This window comes from Streptomyces sp. NPDC052301 (assembly GCF_044593395.1).
GTDB lineage: Bacteria > Actinomycetota > Actinomycetes > Streptomycetales > Streptomycetaceae > Streptomyces.
Genome location: NZ_JBIUBE010000012.1, coordinates 161,503 through 174,174, shown reverse-complemented (window position 1 = coordinate 174,174; position 12,672 = coordinate 161,503). Strand labels below are relative to the sequence as shown.

Sequence of the window (12,672 nt, the reverse complement as noted above, 5' to 3'; positions counted from 1 at the left end):
GCCGGACCTGGACGCAGCACAGGAGTGGTTTTGCAAGGCCATCGAGGCCGGCAACACCGAATGCATGCGCGACCTCGGCATTCTGCTCGCCGACCGGCTTGATCCGCCGGACCTGGACGCAGCACAGGAGTGGTACCGCAAGGCCATCGAGGCCGGCAACACCGATGCCATAGCCAATATCGGAGACCTGCGGTCACGACAGGGTGACAAAGCAGGTGCTGTAGATGCATGGCGTCGGGCCCTGGAGACCCTGGGGGGCTCCCGCCAGTCGATCGCCGCAGCACGCTTCGCACTTGCGGCGCTGGAAGCCCTCGATGGCCGTAAGGACGAAGCCCGCGCACTGTTGGAGGATGTCAAGGCTAGTGGGTTCGTCATTGCAGCCCACTGCGCCGCCCTGCTGAGCACGAACGACGCTACCCGGGCGAAGGCACGGGAATCACTCGCTGCCCACGAGGGGGACACGGATGCATTGAACTTCCTTGGCCTAGCGGCACGCGAGGCCAACGACCTAGCCGCCGCGAGAATCTACTGGAACCAATCCGCTGCTGCTCGTGACACAGTCGCGCCGTTGCTGCTTCACCTGACCAATGGTGACTGACGCCATGGGTGTGTCCCAACCACGGCGTGAGGACGGCTCGTCTCCCCGATCCGGAGAGTACGAGCAAAGCCGTGGAGCCGTCCGGCCGCTATGCCATTCGGCGAGACACCGTCGGACAGCGAGTGGAGCGAGCCGTCTTGATGAAGCAGCGATAGTTACACCGCGCTGGAGCATCGCGACGGTTTTCAAGACCGGCCGGTCAGCTCCAAGCAATGTGGGAGTGACCTGCCGTTTCTCCCTCCCCAAGTGGTGCATGAGTGCCTGTTGGCCACAGGTTGGCCACGGGTCCCCAGCGCACCTCAAACGTCCTCGCTCAAGAGATCGGTAATGGCCTGCTCCGACCAGTGACCGGCGGCGCCGGGGCACGCTGCTACGTAAGAGGCCACTGCCTCCACGTCCCAGGCACCGGCCGACAGGAGACCTGAGGCCAAGAAGCGCACGTAGGCGGCGGAGGGAGGGACCCATTCGATGTCTTGCACGCCCCACGGGGCGGTGAAGGTGAGAACCGGCAACCCGTCGACCTGGCCAGCGCAGACGAGCGTTTCATAGCGGCCCTCGCCTAGCACGGCGCGCCCCTCAGTCAGCACGTCCACCAGCTCCACGCCAGCGCCGGGTTCCCTGTACATTTCCTGAGCCGCTGTCAGAGAACTGGTCGACAGTCACTAGGTGAGCCCTGGCCAGCACACGCCCACTCGCTTGAGGGTCGTAGAAGGCCCTGCCCCCTCCCCACACAGGTGACTCCGTGGCGAAGTACAGAGCACCGGTCAGTTCAACGGGGATGGAACGAGCGGGCATTGTCGGGTTCCGGCACCCCGGATACTCCCTCGCCGCGCCAGGTGGGCGACCGCCCTGGATGTATGCGGCGAGCCGGTCGAGGTGCATGTTCGAGCCGTAGGACGTGTACCAGACCTGTTCCGGGTGATGATCGGTCGGCAACGTCGAGTCGATGCTGTGTAGTGCCTTCACTCTCCCTTGCTCCTGGGAGACGCGCTCAGTCTGCCGAAACCTCGTACCTGATGACATGACGGTCTCCCGGAAGGATCGTGATCATTACTCGTAGAGGCCGGTCGTTCTCGTCGTAACCCGTGCGCATGTGCACGGCGACAGGGGTGGCGGAGGGAAGCGAGAGCTTTTCGACCTCCGCGCGGGTCGGCATCCGCACGGTGAACTCGTCCCGGTAGCGAGCCTGCACAAGGCCAACACTGGCCAGCACGCCACCGGGCGCTGACACGTCTTCAGGCAGCATGAGCGGCGTGCCTCGGACCAGTTCCTCAGGGAAGTAGGAGTCAGCCAGGGCGTACGGATCCTGATCGACTATGCGCACTCGTTCCCGGACGACAGTCAGCGCGGTCTCGGGGTCCAGCTCCAGGCGCTCCGCGATTTCTGCCGACGGACGCCGGATGGAGACGCGGACTTCTTGGCGAGGTTGGCGACCACTTTCGGCCACGATGCTGGCCCACTGGTCACCGCGTTCGTTCGACTGGTGCCGCGTCCGAGACTCCAGTACCGACCAGTCCCAAACGGCCGGCGTCAGGCTGCGGCGAACGAAGCTACCCCGCCCCTGACCAGCGATGATGAGCCCTTCTTCGGTCAAGCGCCGTAGGGCGAGGCGGACCGTGTTGCGGCTCGCTTCGTATCGCTCCACCAACTCGAACTCCGTTGGGAGCTGTTGGCGCGCGGCCCCGGTGCGGGAACACCGGGGCCGCTGTTCGGGCCGTTCCTGTCCGAGAGGAACCAGACCCAATGGACCACATCGTCACTGTTCAGGACACTGTTACCGCGTTCGAGCCCTTCATGGAGCCGACGGACGCCGAGCTGCAGGGGATTGAGCAGGAGATGCCCGTGATCCTCGCGGACGTCGACTTGCTGGACGCGCACATCGTCACCCTGGACCGCACGCCGACCGAGGTGGACGAGCGGCGTATCCGCCGGGCTCACCGCCGCGCGCTGACCGCCCGGGTCGCGCTGGTCAACCGCGCGGCCGACATGAGCCTTCCCGGGGGTGCCGCGTGAGCGCCACCGACCCGAACCTGAGCGGCCGGCACGGCTTCCCCCTGCGGGCCGCGCTCACCCGTGCCCTGCTCATCGTCGCCGCCCTGCTCACGGCAGGGGGTGCCCGATGACCGGCACGAAGCTGACCCGCGTACAAATCGGGGTGCTGGCCGCCGCGTTCGTGCCGATGCTGGCGACGGGCGTGTTCGGCGGGATCGGCACGTACAGCAACATCGGCCACGCCTACGGCAGGGGCACCGCGCTCGGTGCGCTCGGCCGCCGGTGAGGGCGCCGCGGCCGTTCTCGCCCTGGTCCTGCTCGGGCTGACCATGCTGGGCCAGTCGTCCCCGCGCATCGTTCGGCTCGGTCTGTGGTCGCTGCCGGCCGCCGCCGCCGTGATGGGGGCGATGGCCGCACCCGATCCGGGCCGCACCGTGATCTACGCCCTGACCCCGATGGGCATGTCTGTCTCGGCTGAGGGCATGGCGTTCCTGGCCCGGCGGATCGTGGTGCACACCAACGGCCGCGACGCGGAGAACGAACGTCGCACCGCCGATCTGGTGCAAGCCCTGGCCTACCACCGGGCCCGGGCCACCCAGCACCCCAGCGACCGGGTCAAGAAGTGGTCGGAACGGAAGTCGTGGCGGCTGGCCCGCAAGGACGGGGGCGAGGATGTGGCGCTCGGATCGAGGCTGCTGGACGTGCAGCGCGACCGCGTCACCGCCGGCGCGGACGCCGCCCTTGCCTCGATGTTCGGCAGCATCACCCTCGGTCCCACACCGATCACGAATGCGGAAGAATCCGCCAAGACCGATACGAAACGGTCTATGGCTGACCTGCCGAAATCGACGCCGGACCTGGTGGTGACGCTGACCCGGCTGACCGTGCCCGACCCGGTCCCGGTCCACCTGGGCAAGTCGACTCTGCCCCTCAAGCCGCTCCCGCCGGTCGACCCCGCGCCGGTCGCCTCGATCGAGGCGCGCGCGGTGGCGGCGGAGTCGACCCGGCCGCGCCGCGCCACCGGCCGCGTGCCGGACGCGGCCAAACCGGCCCGGCCCAAGCGCACGCCGGAACAGTTGCTCGCTGAAGCACGGGAGGCGACGGCCGATTGGCCGGACGCGAAGGTGACCGCCGAGGGCATCCGCCGGGAGGTGCGCACGTCGCCGGCGAACGCCCGGACGCTGCGGGACACCCCTCTCGCCGAGCGGGCCGCCACGGCTGAGGCGGCGTGATGGGGGCGCTGCCGGTGTTCCGGTGGCGCCTGGCCCCGGACGGCTACGCCACCCGCCGCCAACTCCGCGCACAAGGGTTGCGGCCCGGCTGTCAGGGGGTGGCCGCGACGCTCGAACGGCCGCGCCGCCGCCGGGAACCGCTGGTCGCCTACCTGTACCGCGTCGACCTGGCCAAGCCGGTCCGGCCGATGACGCCGGGTCGGTGGGCAGCGCTCGCGGCGGCGAACCGGGCCCGCCGCATCTGCCCGCAGTGCCGCCGGGATGCGGGCTACGTCATCCCCACCTCACTCGGGACCTGCGTGCCGTGCGCCTACCCCGATCTCTGCGACTCTCCGAGGAGCGTCTGACCATGCGCAACGCCGACATACGCCGCCTGGACCGCGCGATCCAGGCGACCGAGAAGAAGTTGGAAGCGGTCCGCCGGGGTGAGTGGTGGCCGCTGACCGGCAGTGAGCGCCGGGCGATGGCCCGCGCTCTGGCCGTCGGTGGCTACAAGGTGGCCCGGGGCCGTAGCGCGGGCCGTGAAGAGCGGCGCATGGACGTCACCGGCAACGCGGCCGAGATGCGGCCGACCGCGGAACTGACCGCCCTGCACGCCGAACGGCAGCGGCTCACGACAGAGGTCGCCCGTACCAAGGCGGCCAAGAAGTCGTCGGGGTGGTGGTGACCGTGGCCAAGCCGCTGGAGACGCCGCCGGGTGAGTGCCCGCAGTGCTGGCAGCACGCCCACGACCGGCGCATCCACCGCAAACTCAAGCCGCGCGAGGACTGCCCGCAGTGCGTGGACCACATGGTCAACGGCTGCCCCTCCCTCGTGCCGAAGAAGTCCCGTTGGTGGTGACCGCGCCCACCGCGTGACGCTCCCCGCACGTTGCTGCTGCCCCGGGGTGGCCGTCCCTGCCACGGACCCGGCCACCCCGGCTCTCTCTCTTACTCCCGCCCCTGTCGGGGCAGTCAGGAGAACCTCCAGCATGTCTGAGAACGTCGTCCACCTCCACAAGCCCACCGACCCCCCGACCCCCGACACCGCCCCCACCGTGCTCACCGTAGTCCCGGACGCGCCGCCGACGCGGCCGGTGCCGCTGTGGGTCCGCTCCGGCCGTGCCATCAAGACCGGCGTCACGCACGAGCGCACGAAGACGGTCGTCCGCGCAACGGCCCGACACAGCCTCTACACCCTCAACGGCGGCCGGATCGTGGCCCGCCGCACGTGGGACGGCCGTACCGGCTCGCGGTACGAGCGGATGATCCGGGCGGCGGAAGCCGCGGGGAACCTGGAGGCGGCCGAGGAGTGGGAGGAGCGGTTGCAGCGCTTCCGCGCCGCCCGCCACCACCGCCGCATGGACCTGCTCCACTCCCCGGTCGAGGCCGCCAAGGGAGTGGCCGTCGGCGCCGGGATGAGCATCGGCGTGCTGGTCGCCCTCGGCGTGGTCATGGCCATCAACACGGGCCAGGTCGGGGACGTCATCGCCCCCTGTCAGCGACCGTCGACTTCATCGCCCTGCTGATCCGGATCGTACAGATGGTGTGTCCGGCGCTCACCATCGGCCCGTTCCTAGCCCTGCTCGCCCTGTGGTCGGTCGGCCGCAAGCAGCACGCCGCCCCCGCCTGGGCGCTCCCGGCGAACGTCCGCAACGGTGAGGGTGAACCGATCACCCCGTCCATCGTGGTCAAGGCCCTGCGCGACCTCGGAGTGCCCGCCCTGGCGCGGGCCATCAAGGAGATGGGCGACGCCGGCGCCTCCATGCTCGGACCGATCCGCATCGCCGGATGCGGCGTCGAGGTGGACGTGACCCTGCCGTCCGGGGTGGCCACCAACGAGGTGCAGAACAAGCGGCGCAAGCTGGCCGAGAACCTGACCCGGCACGAGCACGAGGTGTTCATCACGATCCCGGAAGCCGCGCGGACGGTGCGGCTGTGGATCGCCGACTCGGGGGCGCTGGACGAGCCGATCGGCCCGTCCCCGCTGGTCACCGACGAGACACTGACCGCGAACTACAAGACGGGTCGGGCCCGGTGGGGGCAGGATCTGCGCGGGGACGCGGCGGAGCTGAGCGTGTATCAGCGTCACCTGCTGGTCACGGGTCTGTCTAACCAGGGCAAGACGGCCGCCCTGCGGGCGCTCGCGCTGTGGCTGGCGCTGGACCGGACGGTGCAGTTCTGGATTGCGGACCTGAAGGGTGTCGGCGACTGGGCACGGGTGGGCGTACAACCGCAACCGCTGGAACGAGGCGCCGCCGGATGACGTTGCCCGCGCCTTGGCTTGGGTCGCCAAGCACTCCATGCCGGAGTCCGCCCTGGAGGATTTCGCGACCGTACGCCTGGCCCTGGACGCCCTCTCGTTGCGGCTGGACGGGAAGGCAGCGTCACCGCGCACCGCGAAGCGGAAGCGTGCGTGCCTGAGTGACGTTCTGGGACTCGCCGTGGAGGAGAAGTACTTCACCGTCCCGGTCAACCCGCTCGCGGCCGTGAAATGGACCGCCCCAAAGCCAGTAGAGGCCTTGGACCCGGAGAGTGTCGCCAATCCGCGTCAGGTGCGCGCGCTTCTGGCGGGCGTCCGCGAGCAGGGGCCCCGCGGTCGGCACCTGGAAGCGTTCTTCGGCTGCCTGTACTACGCGGCCATGCGTCCGGCCGAAGCCGCCGGACTGCGCGCGGATCAGTGCCACCTCCCGGAAACGGGATGGGGCATGCTCACCCTGCGGCAGGGCATCGTCAGCGCCGGACGAAACTGGACGAACGACGGGACGGCTCACGAGATGCGCCACCTCAAGGCCCGTGCCGAGAAGGATTCCCGACCGGTGCCCATTCCTCCGCACTTCGTCCGCATGCTGCGGCAGCACATCGCAGAGCAGGGGACGGCACCTGACGGCCGGCTCTTTCGGACGAACCGCAACGGCTTGCTACAGGAGACCGGCTACGGGGAGGTATGGGCAAAGGCCCGCCGGGACGTACTGAGCGAGGCAGAGACAGCCTCGCTGCTGGCCCGCCGCCCCTACGACCTTCGGCACGCTGGAGTGTCGCTCTGGCTCAGTTCCGGCGTGGACGCGATGGAGTGCGCCCGCCGCGCAGGCCACAGCATCGCAGTGCTGCACAAGGTGTACGCCAAGGTGCTTGACCAGACCCGGGAGCGGGCGAACAGCCGGATCGACGCGGCTCTCCGGGAGTGGAACGAGCCGGAGTGACGCGCTCCCCGGGGGACACCTGGGGGACGCACACTGGTCGACAGTGGGATGCACGCGGTATGAGGTGAGACACGTCCGCGTCCCGTCCGTGACGAATCAAACGAGATCAGCAACGAGAAACCCCCCGACCGGCCATGACGGCCGGTCGGAGGGGGTTTCTCTCAGCGTGGCGGCGCCAGGATTCGAACCTGGGAAGGGCTGAGCCGGCAGCTTCTCGTGCTGCTCGCCCTCCGGGTCCGCCACGAGGAGTCGCACCGCGCCCTGGGTGACGTAGAAGACCTCGTGCGTGTCCGCGTGGGAGTGGGCCGGGATGATGTCACCCCTCGGGCCCTCGACGGTGAAGAGGTTGAATGTGTTCTCGGTCCTCCGGTTCCGTCGCGCCACCTGTCAGGTTACCTGACATAGAGAGGGCGGGGCCGATCCCGGACAACGGATGCCTGCGGGAGCCGCGGTCAGCGGGACCGGGTCAGCCGTACGTCCTCCACGCCCAGCAGACCGAGCAGCGGGACCTTGCCGACCCGCTGCCCGGGGTCGACGACCAGCCCGGCGCCACGGACCAGGTCCAGCAGCAGTTCGGCGAGCGGCATGACCATGTGCCGGCCCCAGCAGCGCTCGGACGAGTGGCCGAAGGGCAGATAGCCGGGGGTGCCGTCCGGGTCGAGGCCGTCCCAGCGCTCCGGGCGGAAGGAGTCGGGGTCGTCCCACAGGGCCGGGTCGCGATGGGAGAGCAGGGGCAGCAGCAGAACGTCGTCACGCTCGCCGATCCGGGCGTCGACGGCGGGGTATTCGGGCGAGGCGTTGCGCAGGATGTTCCACGAGGGCGGCAGCAGCCGCAGGGACTCGAGGATGATGTTCCGGTTGGATGTGCCGGCGTCGAAGGGCGAGCCCAGCCAGAGTGCGTTGGCCACGAGGGTGGAGACGGTGAAGCACACGGGAGCCGCCGCCCGGCGGTACATGCCCATCGCGTACCGGCGTTCCTGGTACCCCTGTGCCCGCGCGGTGCGGGACGCGAGGCCCGTGAGCCGGTCGTCCGGCCGGGGCCAGCCGGGCAGGGCGGCCCCGATCGCGATCACCGACCAGGTGAGCTTGGGGGTGAGTTCGAGGGTGCGGCTCATGAGCATGCGGAGCCGCCGGGGGTCCTGACCGAGGATGAGGTCGCGCAGGAAGAGGTGCCCGGTCAGCGGCCAGGAACCGGTGAGGTCCACGTCCTGGGGGACGGGCGCGGCCAGGGCGTCGCGCACGTCGTTGCCGATGGTGCGGGTGACGGTGGAGGCCTCGGTCCGCGTGATGGAACGTCCGTGCAAGGGCTTGAAGGTGGGGCGCTCGGTCTCCGTCGCCCTGCGCGCGGCGAGGATGCGGTCGGCGACCTCGTGCCCCGCGACGCCGATGGTGTCGGGTTCCAGCCGGAACAGGTCCTGGCCCAGGTGGTCACCGATGAGCGCGGCGAGCCGCGGGGCGAACACGGTGGTGCGCGCACGCGGGGCGGACGACGGCGACATGGGCACTCCGATGCGGGGGACGGGGCGGGACGGTGGCTGCGTGGGCGGGGCGGTACGCCGGCTGCGGTGGGCGGGGCGGTGCGCCGGGGGCACCGCCGTCCGGCCGGGCCTGCCACAGCCCGGCCGGACAACGATGTCGACGCACCCGCGCCGCGGTGGCGCGGAATCAGTACCAGAGGTACCAGGCGTTCGCCTTGAGGCTCTTGGTGGCCGCAACCTTGTTACGGATGGCGAAGAGAAGCTTCATCGGTGCACCTCCTCCCGGGGGTGGACGGTGACACGTGACCACTCCGGGAGGCCGGCGAAGATCTCGTGTCGAGGACGCCGGAAAACTTCCCTGCTTCGATCAGCGGATAATCACCAGACTGTCCAATTGCCCTGCCACCCGGTCGGTTTGAGACTTTCGCCGATCACCGGCGCTCCGCTTTGACTCCACACGGACCGCGAGCGGCGCGGCACATGCCCACCGCACTTCCCGCGCTGATGAGGGGCGGTGCGAGGCGTCCGGATGCCGGACGGCGGGACGGCGTCAGCGGACGACCGCCGGTCCGCCGTCCGCCGTTCCCCCGCCCGGAGATTGGCCGGATGAGGGCACCCCGCCCTCGGCGGCCCGCGACCCTATGCGCCCGCCAGCGAGTCGATCCAGGACTGGAGCCGCTCCCCCTGGGCGGCCATCAGGCCGGGGTCGCGCAGAGTGTGGGTGAGGAGGGCCATGCCCTGGTAGGCGGCGACGAGTTCGACGGCGAGAGCCGCGGCGTCGGCGCGGCCGAGCCGGGCGAACTGGGACTCCACCCAGGCCAGCAGGGTGCGCATGACCTTCGCGGGAGCCTCGCCCAGACCGTCGTCGCGCTTGTCGAGTTCACTGGCGAGGGTGCCGAACGGACAGCCGAAGCGCGCCGCGGTCTCACGCTGGTCGACCCAGCCGGCGACGAGTGCCTTCAGCCGGGCGGCGGGGTCCGGGAGCGTGTCCAACTCGGCGGTGAGCGCATCGATCTGCTCGCAGTGGGCGTCCACCGCGGCCTCGACCAGTTGGTCCTTGGCCTTGAAGTAGTAGTACACGTTGCCCAGCGGCACATCGGCCGCGCGGGCGATGTCGCCGAGGGTGGTCTTCTCCACGCCCTGCTCATGGAAGACCTGGACGGCCGCCTTCACCAGGCGCTCACGCTTGCCACCCCGGCCGGACCGGCCGGGCCGCGAAGCCTCGGCCGCGAGGGCGGATTCTGAGTCAGTCACCTGACTAAAGATAGACAACGACGGGCGCGGCCGCTAACGTCTCGACTTAGTTAGTCAACTAACTCAGTCACGGGGAGACATGATGATCGTTGTCGCGGGCGCCACGGGGAACGTCGGACGGGCGCTGGTCGGCGAGTTGGTCCGGGCCGGGGAGACGGTGACGGCCGTCGCCCGGCGCATCGGCGACGAGCAGGTGCCGCGGGGCGTACGGGCGGTCGCCGCCGATCTCGGCGAACCGGCGAGCCTCGCACCCGCCGTGGCGGGCGCCAAGGCCCTTTTCCTGCTGGTGGCCGGCCAGGACCCGGCCGGCCTTCTGCGCGAGGCCGCCGCGGCCGGGGTCGCGAAGGTGGTGCTGCTGTCCTCGCAGGGCGTGGGCACGCGCCCCGGGACGTACGGGCACGCCGCGGACTTCGAGGCGGCCGTGGCCGGGTCGGGGCTCGCGTTCACCCTCCTGCGCCCGGGCGGGCTGGCCTCCAACGCGCTCGCCTGGGCCGAGCCGATCCGCCGGCACCGCACCGCGGCGGCACCCTTCGCCGACGTGGCCCTGCCGTTCGTCGACCCGGACGACGTCGCCGCGGTGGCCGCGGCCGTCCTGCGCGAGGACGGGCACGACGGCGCCACCTACACGCTGACCGGCCCGGCGGCCACGACACCGCGACAGCGAGCCGCCGCCATCGCCGGGGCACTCGGCGAACCGGTGGCGTTCGTGGAGCAGAGCCGCGAGGAAGCCCGCGCGCAGATGGTCCGGTTCATGCCGCCGGAGGTCGCCGAGGGCACCCTCGCCATCCTCGGCGAACCCACCCCGCAGGAGCAGTCGGTCGGCGAGGACGTGCGGCGCCTGCTCGGCCGGCCCGCGACCCCGTTCGCGGCCTGGGCGGCACGCCACGTCGCAGCCTTCCGCTGAACCGGCGGCGTCCGCCGATGCCGGGAACGGGCCGCCGGACCCGCCACGGCCGGCGGCCCACCGGACGGGCCCGGCACTCCGGTCCGCGCACCCGACAGCCCCTCACCGCCCCCGGTCGCGTACCCGCCGCACCGGCCCCGCTGGTCCGACAGCGACCCTTTTGCGCGCCACGCCGCACGAAATGATCATATTTATATGCTTATCGCCTCTATCGTACGGTGTGTGGGGAGAACCGGCTGAGGGGGCGCACAACGCGTCGTGGCAGGACGCGGGTTGGGATGGGCATGAGTGGAATCAGCCGACGAGGCGTGGCGCGCCTCGGCCTGGGCGCCGGCCTCGGTGTGGTCGCCGCCTCGTCGGCCGCGTGCGGGAGCGTACAGGGGCTTTTCGGCGCCGCAGGGCCGGGAGCGGAGGCGCCCCGGTTGATCGGGGACGGCTCGACGTCGTACACCGGACGGCAGCCGAACCAGCCGGACGCGCCCACCCCCCTGGAACCCGGCGAGACTCCCCCGCAGTTCGTGGTGTTCTCCTGGGACGGCGCCGGCGAGGTGGGAACCGGCCTGTTCCAGCGCTTCCTGGAGCTCGCCCGTGCCCACGACGCGCGCATGACGTTCTTCCTCTCCGGTCTCTATCTGCTGCCGGAGGGGAAGAAGCGGCTGTACCGGCCGCCGAACAACCCGGTCGGCGCCTCCGACATCGGCTACCTCACCGACGAGCACCTCAAGAAGACGCTGAAGTACGTGCGTCAGGCCTGGCTTGACGGTCACGAGATCGGCACGCACTTCAACGGACACTTCTGCGACGGCCCCGGTTCGGTGGCCGACTGGACCGCGGCGCAGTGGCGTTCGGAGTTGGAGCAGGCGCGGTCGTTCGTCAAGTCCTGGCGCACCAACACCGGTTGGCACGACGAGCCGCCGCTGCCCTTCGACTACGACAGGGAACTGATCGGCGGACGCACCCCCTGCCTGCTCGGACAGGAGAACCTGCTGCCGGTCGCGCGCGAGATGGGCTGGCGCTACGACGCGTCCTCACCGGGCGGGCTGCAGCGCTGGCCGAGAAAACGGGAGGGGATCTGGGACCTGCCCCTGCAGAACATCCCCTTCCCCGGGCACTCCTTCGAAGTGCTGTCCATGGACTACAACATGCTGGCGAACCAGTCCGCGAACTCGACACGGGCACCCTCCTACAACTACCCCTACTGGCGCGCGCAGGCGGCGCAGTCCTACATGGCCGGGTTCCAGCGTGCGTACGAGACGAACCGGGCCCCGCTGTTCATCGGCAACCACTTCGAGGAGTGGAACGGCGGCATCTACATGGACGCGGTCGAGGAGGCCCTCAGGCAGATCGCCGGATGGCCGGACGTACGCCTGGTCTCGTTCCGGCAGTTCGTGGACTGGCTCGACGCCCAGGACCCCGGCATCCTCGCGCAACTGCGCACCCTGCAGGTCGGCGAGAAGCCGGAGGGCGGGTGGAGCTTCTTCCTGCACCCCACGAAACAGGTGAAGGAGACGGCAGGGTCGTCCTGACGCGACGGCAGTGCAGGGCCCGGCGCCGGGGCCCGCCGACCCGGCCGCACCGCCGGCCCGTGCACCGGCTCGCCGTGGGGTCAGTCCGTCCTGCGGCGGGCGTACGCCTCTATCTCGATCTTCATGCGGGGGTCGGCGAGGCCGCACTGCAGCATGGTGGCGGCCGGGCGGACCTCGCCGAAGGCACGGCGCAGCACCGGCCAGCAGGGTTCGAAGTCGGCGCGGTCGGGCAGCAGGTAGCGCACCCGCACCACGTCGGCGAGGGAGCACTGCGCCTCGGTGAGCGCGGCCTCGATGGTGCGCAGGCACTGCTCGGCCTGCTCCACCACGTCGTCCGAGATGGTCATGGTGGCGTAGTCGAACCCGGTGGTCCCGGACACGTGCACCCAGTCGCCGTCGACCACGGCACGGGCGTAACCGATCTGCTCCTCGAAGGCCGAGCCACTGAGGATCGCGCGTCGCTCCGTCATGCGACGAACGCTAGGTGACCAGCACTGATACGTCCAA

General features: G+C 70.4%; 12 protein-coding genes, 1 tRNA gene and 4 pseudogenes. 10 read left to right on the top strand and 7 right to left on the bottom strand.

All coding sequences use genetic code 11. The features are described from left to right. Positions 1–598: pseudogene (locus ACIHEJ_RS29895) on the top strand (hypothetical protein); the annotation flags it as partial. Between the two features lie 299 nt (positions 599–897). Here ACIHEJ_RS29895 and ACIHEJ_RS29890 read toward each other — a convergent pair. Together ACIHEJ_RS29890 and ACIHEJ_RS29885 are read right to left on the bottom strand one after the other, a co-directional pair. Further along, positions 898–1,564, bottom strand: a pseudogene (locus ACIHEJ_RS29890) (histone deacetylase). A gap of 25 nt (positions 1,565–1,589) precedes the next feature. After that, a complete protein-coding gene (locus ACIHEJ_RS29885) occupies positions 1,590–2,342 on the bottom strand; it encodes a GntR family transcriptional regulator (RefSeq protein ID WP_400140196.1) in 753 nt (250 codons plus the stop codon). Here ACIHEJ_RS29885 and ACIHEJ_RS29880 point away from each other — a divergent pair. The 7 genes and pseudogenes from ACIHEJ_RS29880 to ACIHEJ_RS29850 all read left to right on the top strand — a co-directional run bounded on the left by ACIHEJ_RS29880 (position 2,342) and on the right by ACIHEJ_RS29850 (position 7,003). Further along, positions 2,342–2,611 (top strand): DUF6284 family protein, encoded by a 270-nt coding sequence (locus tag ACIHEJ_RS29880; protein WP_400140195.1) that lies wholly within the window; start codon positions 2,342–2,344, stop codon positions 2,609–2,611. The two genes, ACIHEJ_RS29885 and ACIHEJ_RS29880, sit on opposite strands and share 1 nt — an antisense overlap. Before the next feature lie 106 nt (positions 2,612–2,717). Next, a pseudogene (locus ACIHEJ_RS29875) lies at positions 2,718–3,822 on the top strand (conjugal transfer protein). Then, the gene (locus ACIHEJ_RS29870) at positions 3,822–4,169 is read left to right on the top strand and encodes an RRQRL motif-containing zinc-binding protein (RefSeq protein WP_400140194.1); all 348 of its coding nucleotides are present in this window, start codon (positions 3,822–3,824) and stop codon (positions 4,167–4,169) included. The pseudogene ACIHEJ_RS29875 and the gene ACIHEJ_RS29870 overlap by 1 nt, the downstream one beginning before the upstream one ends. A 2-nt stretch (positions 4,170–4,171) precedes the next feature. Continuing rightward, complete coding sequence (locus ACIHEJ_RS29865; RefSeq protein ID WP_400140193.1) at positions 4,172–4,489, top strand: hypothetical protein; 318 nt, start codon at positions 4,172–4,174, stop codon at positions 4,487–4,489. Then, the gene (locus tag ACIHEJ_RS29860) at positions 4,486–4,662 is read left to right on the top strand and encodes a pRL2-8 (RefSeq protein WP_400140267.1); all 177 of its coding nucleotides are present in this window, start codon (positions 4,486–4,488) and stop codon (positions 4,660–4,662) included. Before ACIHEJ_RS29865 ends, ACIHEJ_RS29860 begins: the two co-directional genes overlap by 4 nt. Positions 4,663–4,792: 130 nt before the next feature. Beyond that, positions 4,793–6,018 (top strand): annotated as a pseudogene (locus ACIHEJ_RS29855) (ATP-binding protein); the annotation flags it as partial. 85 nt (positions 6,019–6,103) lie between these two features. Continuing rightward, a complete protein-coding gene (locus ACIHEJ_RS29850; protein ID WP_400140192.1) occupies positions 6,104–7,003 on the top strand; it encodes a tyrosine-type recombinase/integrase in 900 nt (299 codons plus the stop codon). A 167-nt stretch (positions 7,004–7,170) separates the two neighbouring features. Here ACIHEJ_RS29850 and ACIHEJ_RS29845 read toward each other — a convergent pair. The 4 genes from ACIHEJ_RS29845 to ACIHEJ_RS29830 all read right to left on the bottom strand — a co-directional run bounded on the left by ACIHEJ_RS29845 (position 7,171) and on the right by ACIHEJ_RS29830 (position 9,735). Further along, positions 7,171–7,264: transfer RNA gene (locus tag ACIHEJ_RS29845), tRNA-Leu, on the bottom strand. Positions 7,265–7,455: 191 nt separating this feature from the next. Next, positions 7,456–8,502: a cytochrome P450 gene (locus tag ACIHEJ_RS29840; RefSeq protein WP_400140191.1), complete on the bottom strand. Its 1,047-nt coding sequence runs from the start codon at positions 8,500–8,502 to the stop codon at positions 7,456–7,458. Between the two features lie 166 nt (positions 8,503–8,668). Further along, complete coding sequence (locus ACIHEJ_RS29835; protein WP_351032151.1) at positions 8,669–8,749, bottom strand: tryptorubin family RiPP precursor; 81 nt, start codon at positions 8,747–8,749, stop codon at positions 8,669–8,671. 371 nt (positions 8,750–9,120) lie between these two features. Next, the gene (locus ACIHEJ_RS29830; protein WP_400140190.1) at positions 9,121–9,735 is read right to left on the bottom strand and encodes a TetR/AcrR family transcriptional regulator; all 615 of its coding nucleotides are present in this window, start codon (positions 9,733–9,735) and stop codon (positions 9,121–9,123) included. An 82-nt stretch (positions 9,736–9,817) separates the two neighbouring features. Between ACIHEJ_RS29830 and ACIHEJ_RS29825 the strand changes: the two genes are divergently transcribed. Continuing rightward, positions 9,818–10,639: an NAD(P)H-binding protein gene (locus ACIHEJ_RS29825; RefSeq protein ID WP_400140266.1), complete on the top strand. Its 822-nt coding sequence runs from the start codon at positions 9,818–9,820 to the stop codon at positions 10,637–10,639. 284 nt (positions 10,640–10,923) lie between these two features. Next, positions 10,924–12,165 (top strand): hypothetical protein, encoded by a 1,242-nt coding sequence (locus ACIHEJ_RS29820; RefSeq protein WP_400140189.1) that lies wholly within the window; start codon positions 10,924–10,926, stop codon positions 12,163–12,165. Positions 12,166–12,245: 80 nt separating this feature from the next. Here ACIHEJ_RS29820 and ACIHEJ_RS29815 read toward each other — a convergent pair whose 3' ends face one another. After that, positions 12,246–12,635, bottom strand: coding sequence for a RidA family protein (locus ACIHEJ_RS29815; RefSeq protein ID WP_400140188.1), 390 nt, complete (start codon positions 12,633–12,635; stop codon positions 12,246–12,248). Positions 12,636–12,672: the final 37 nt, after the last annotated feature.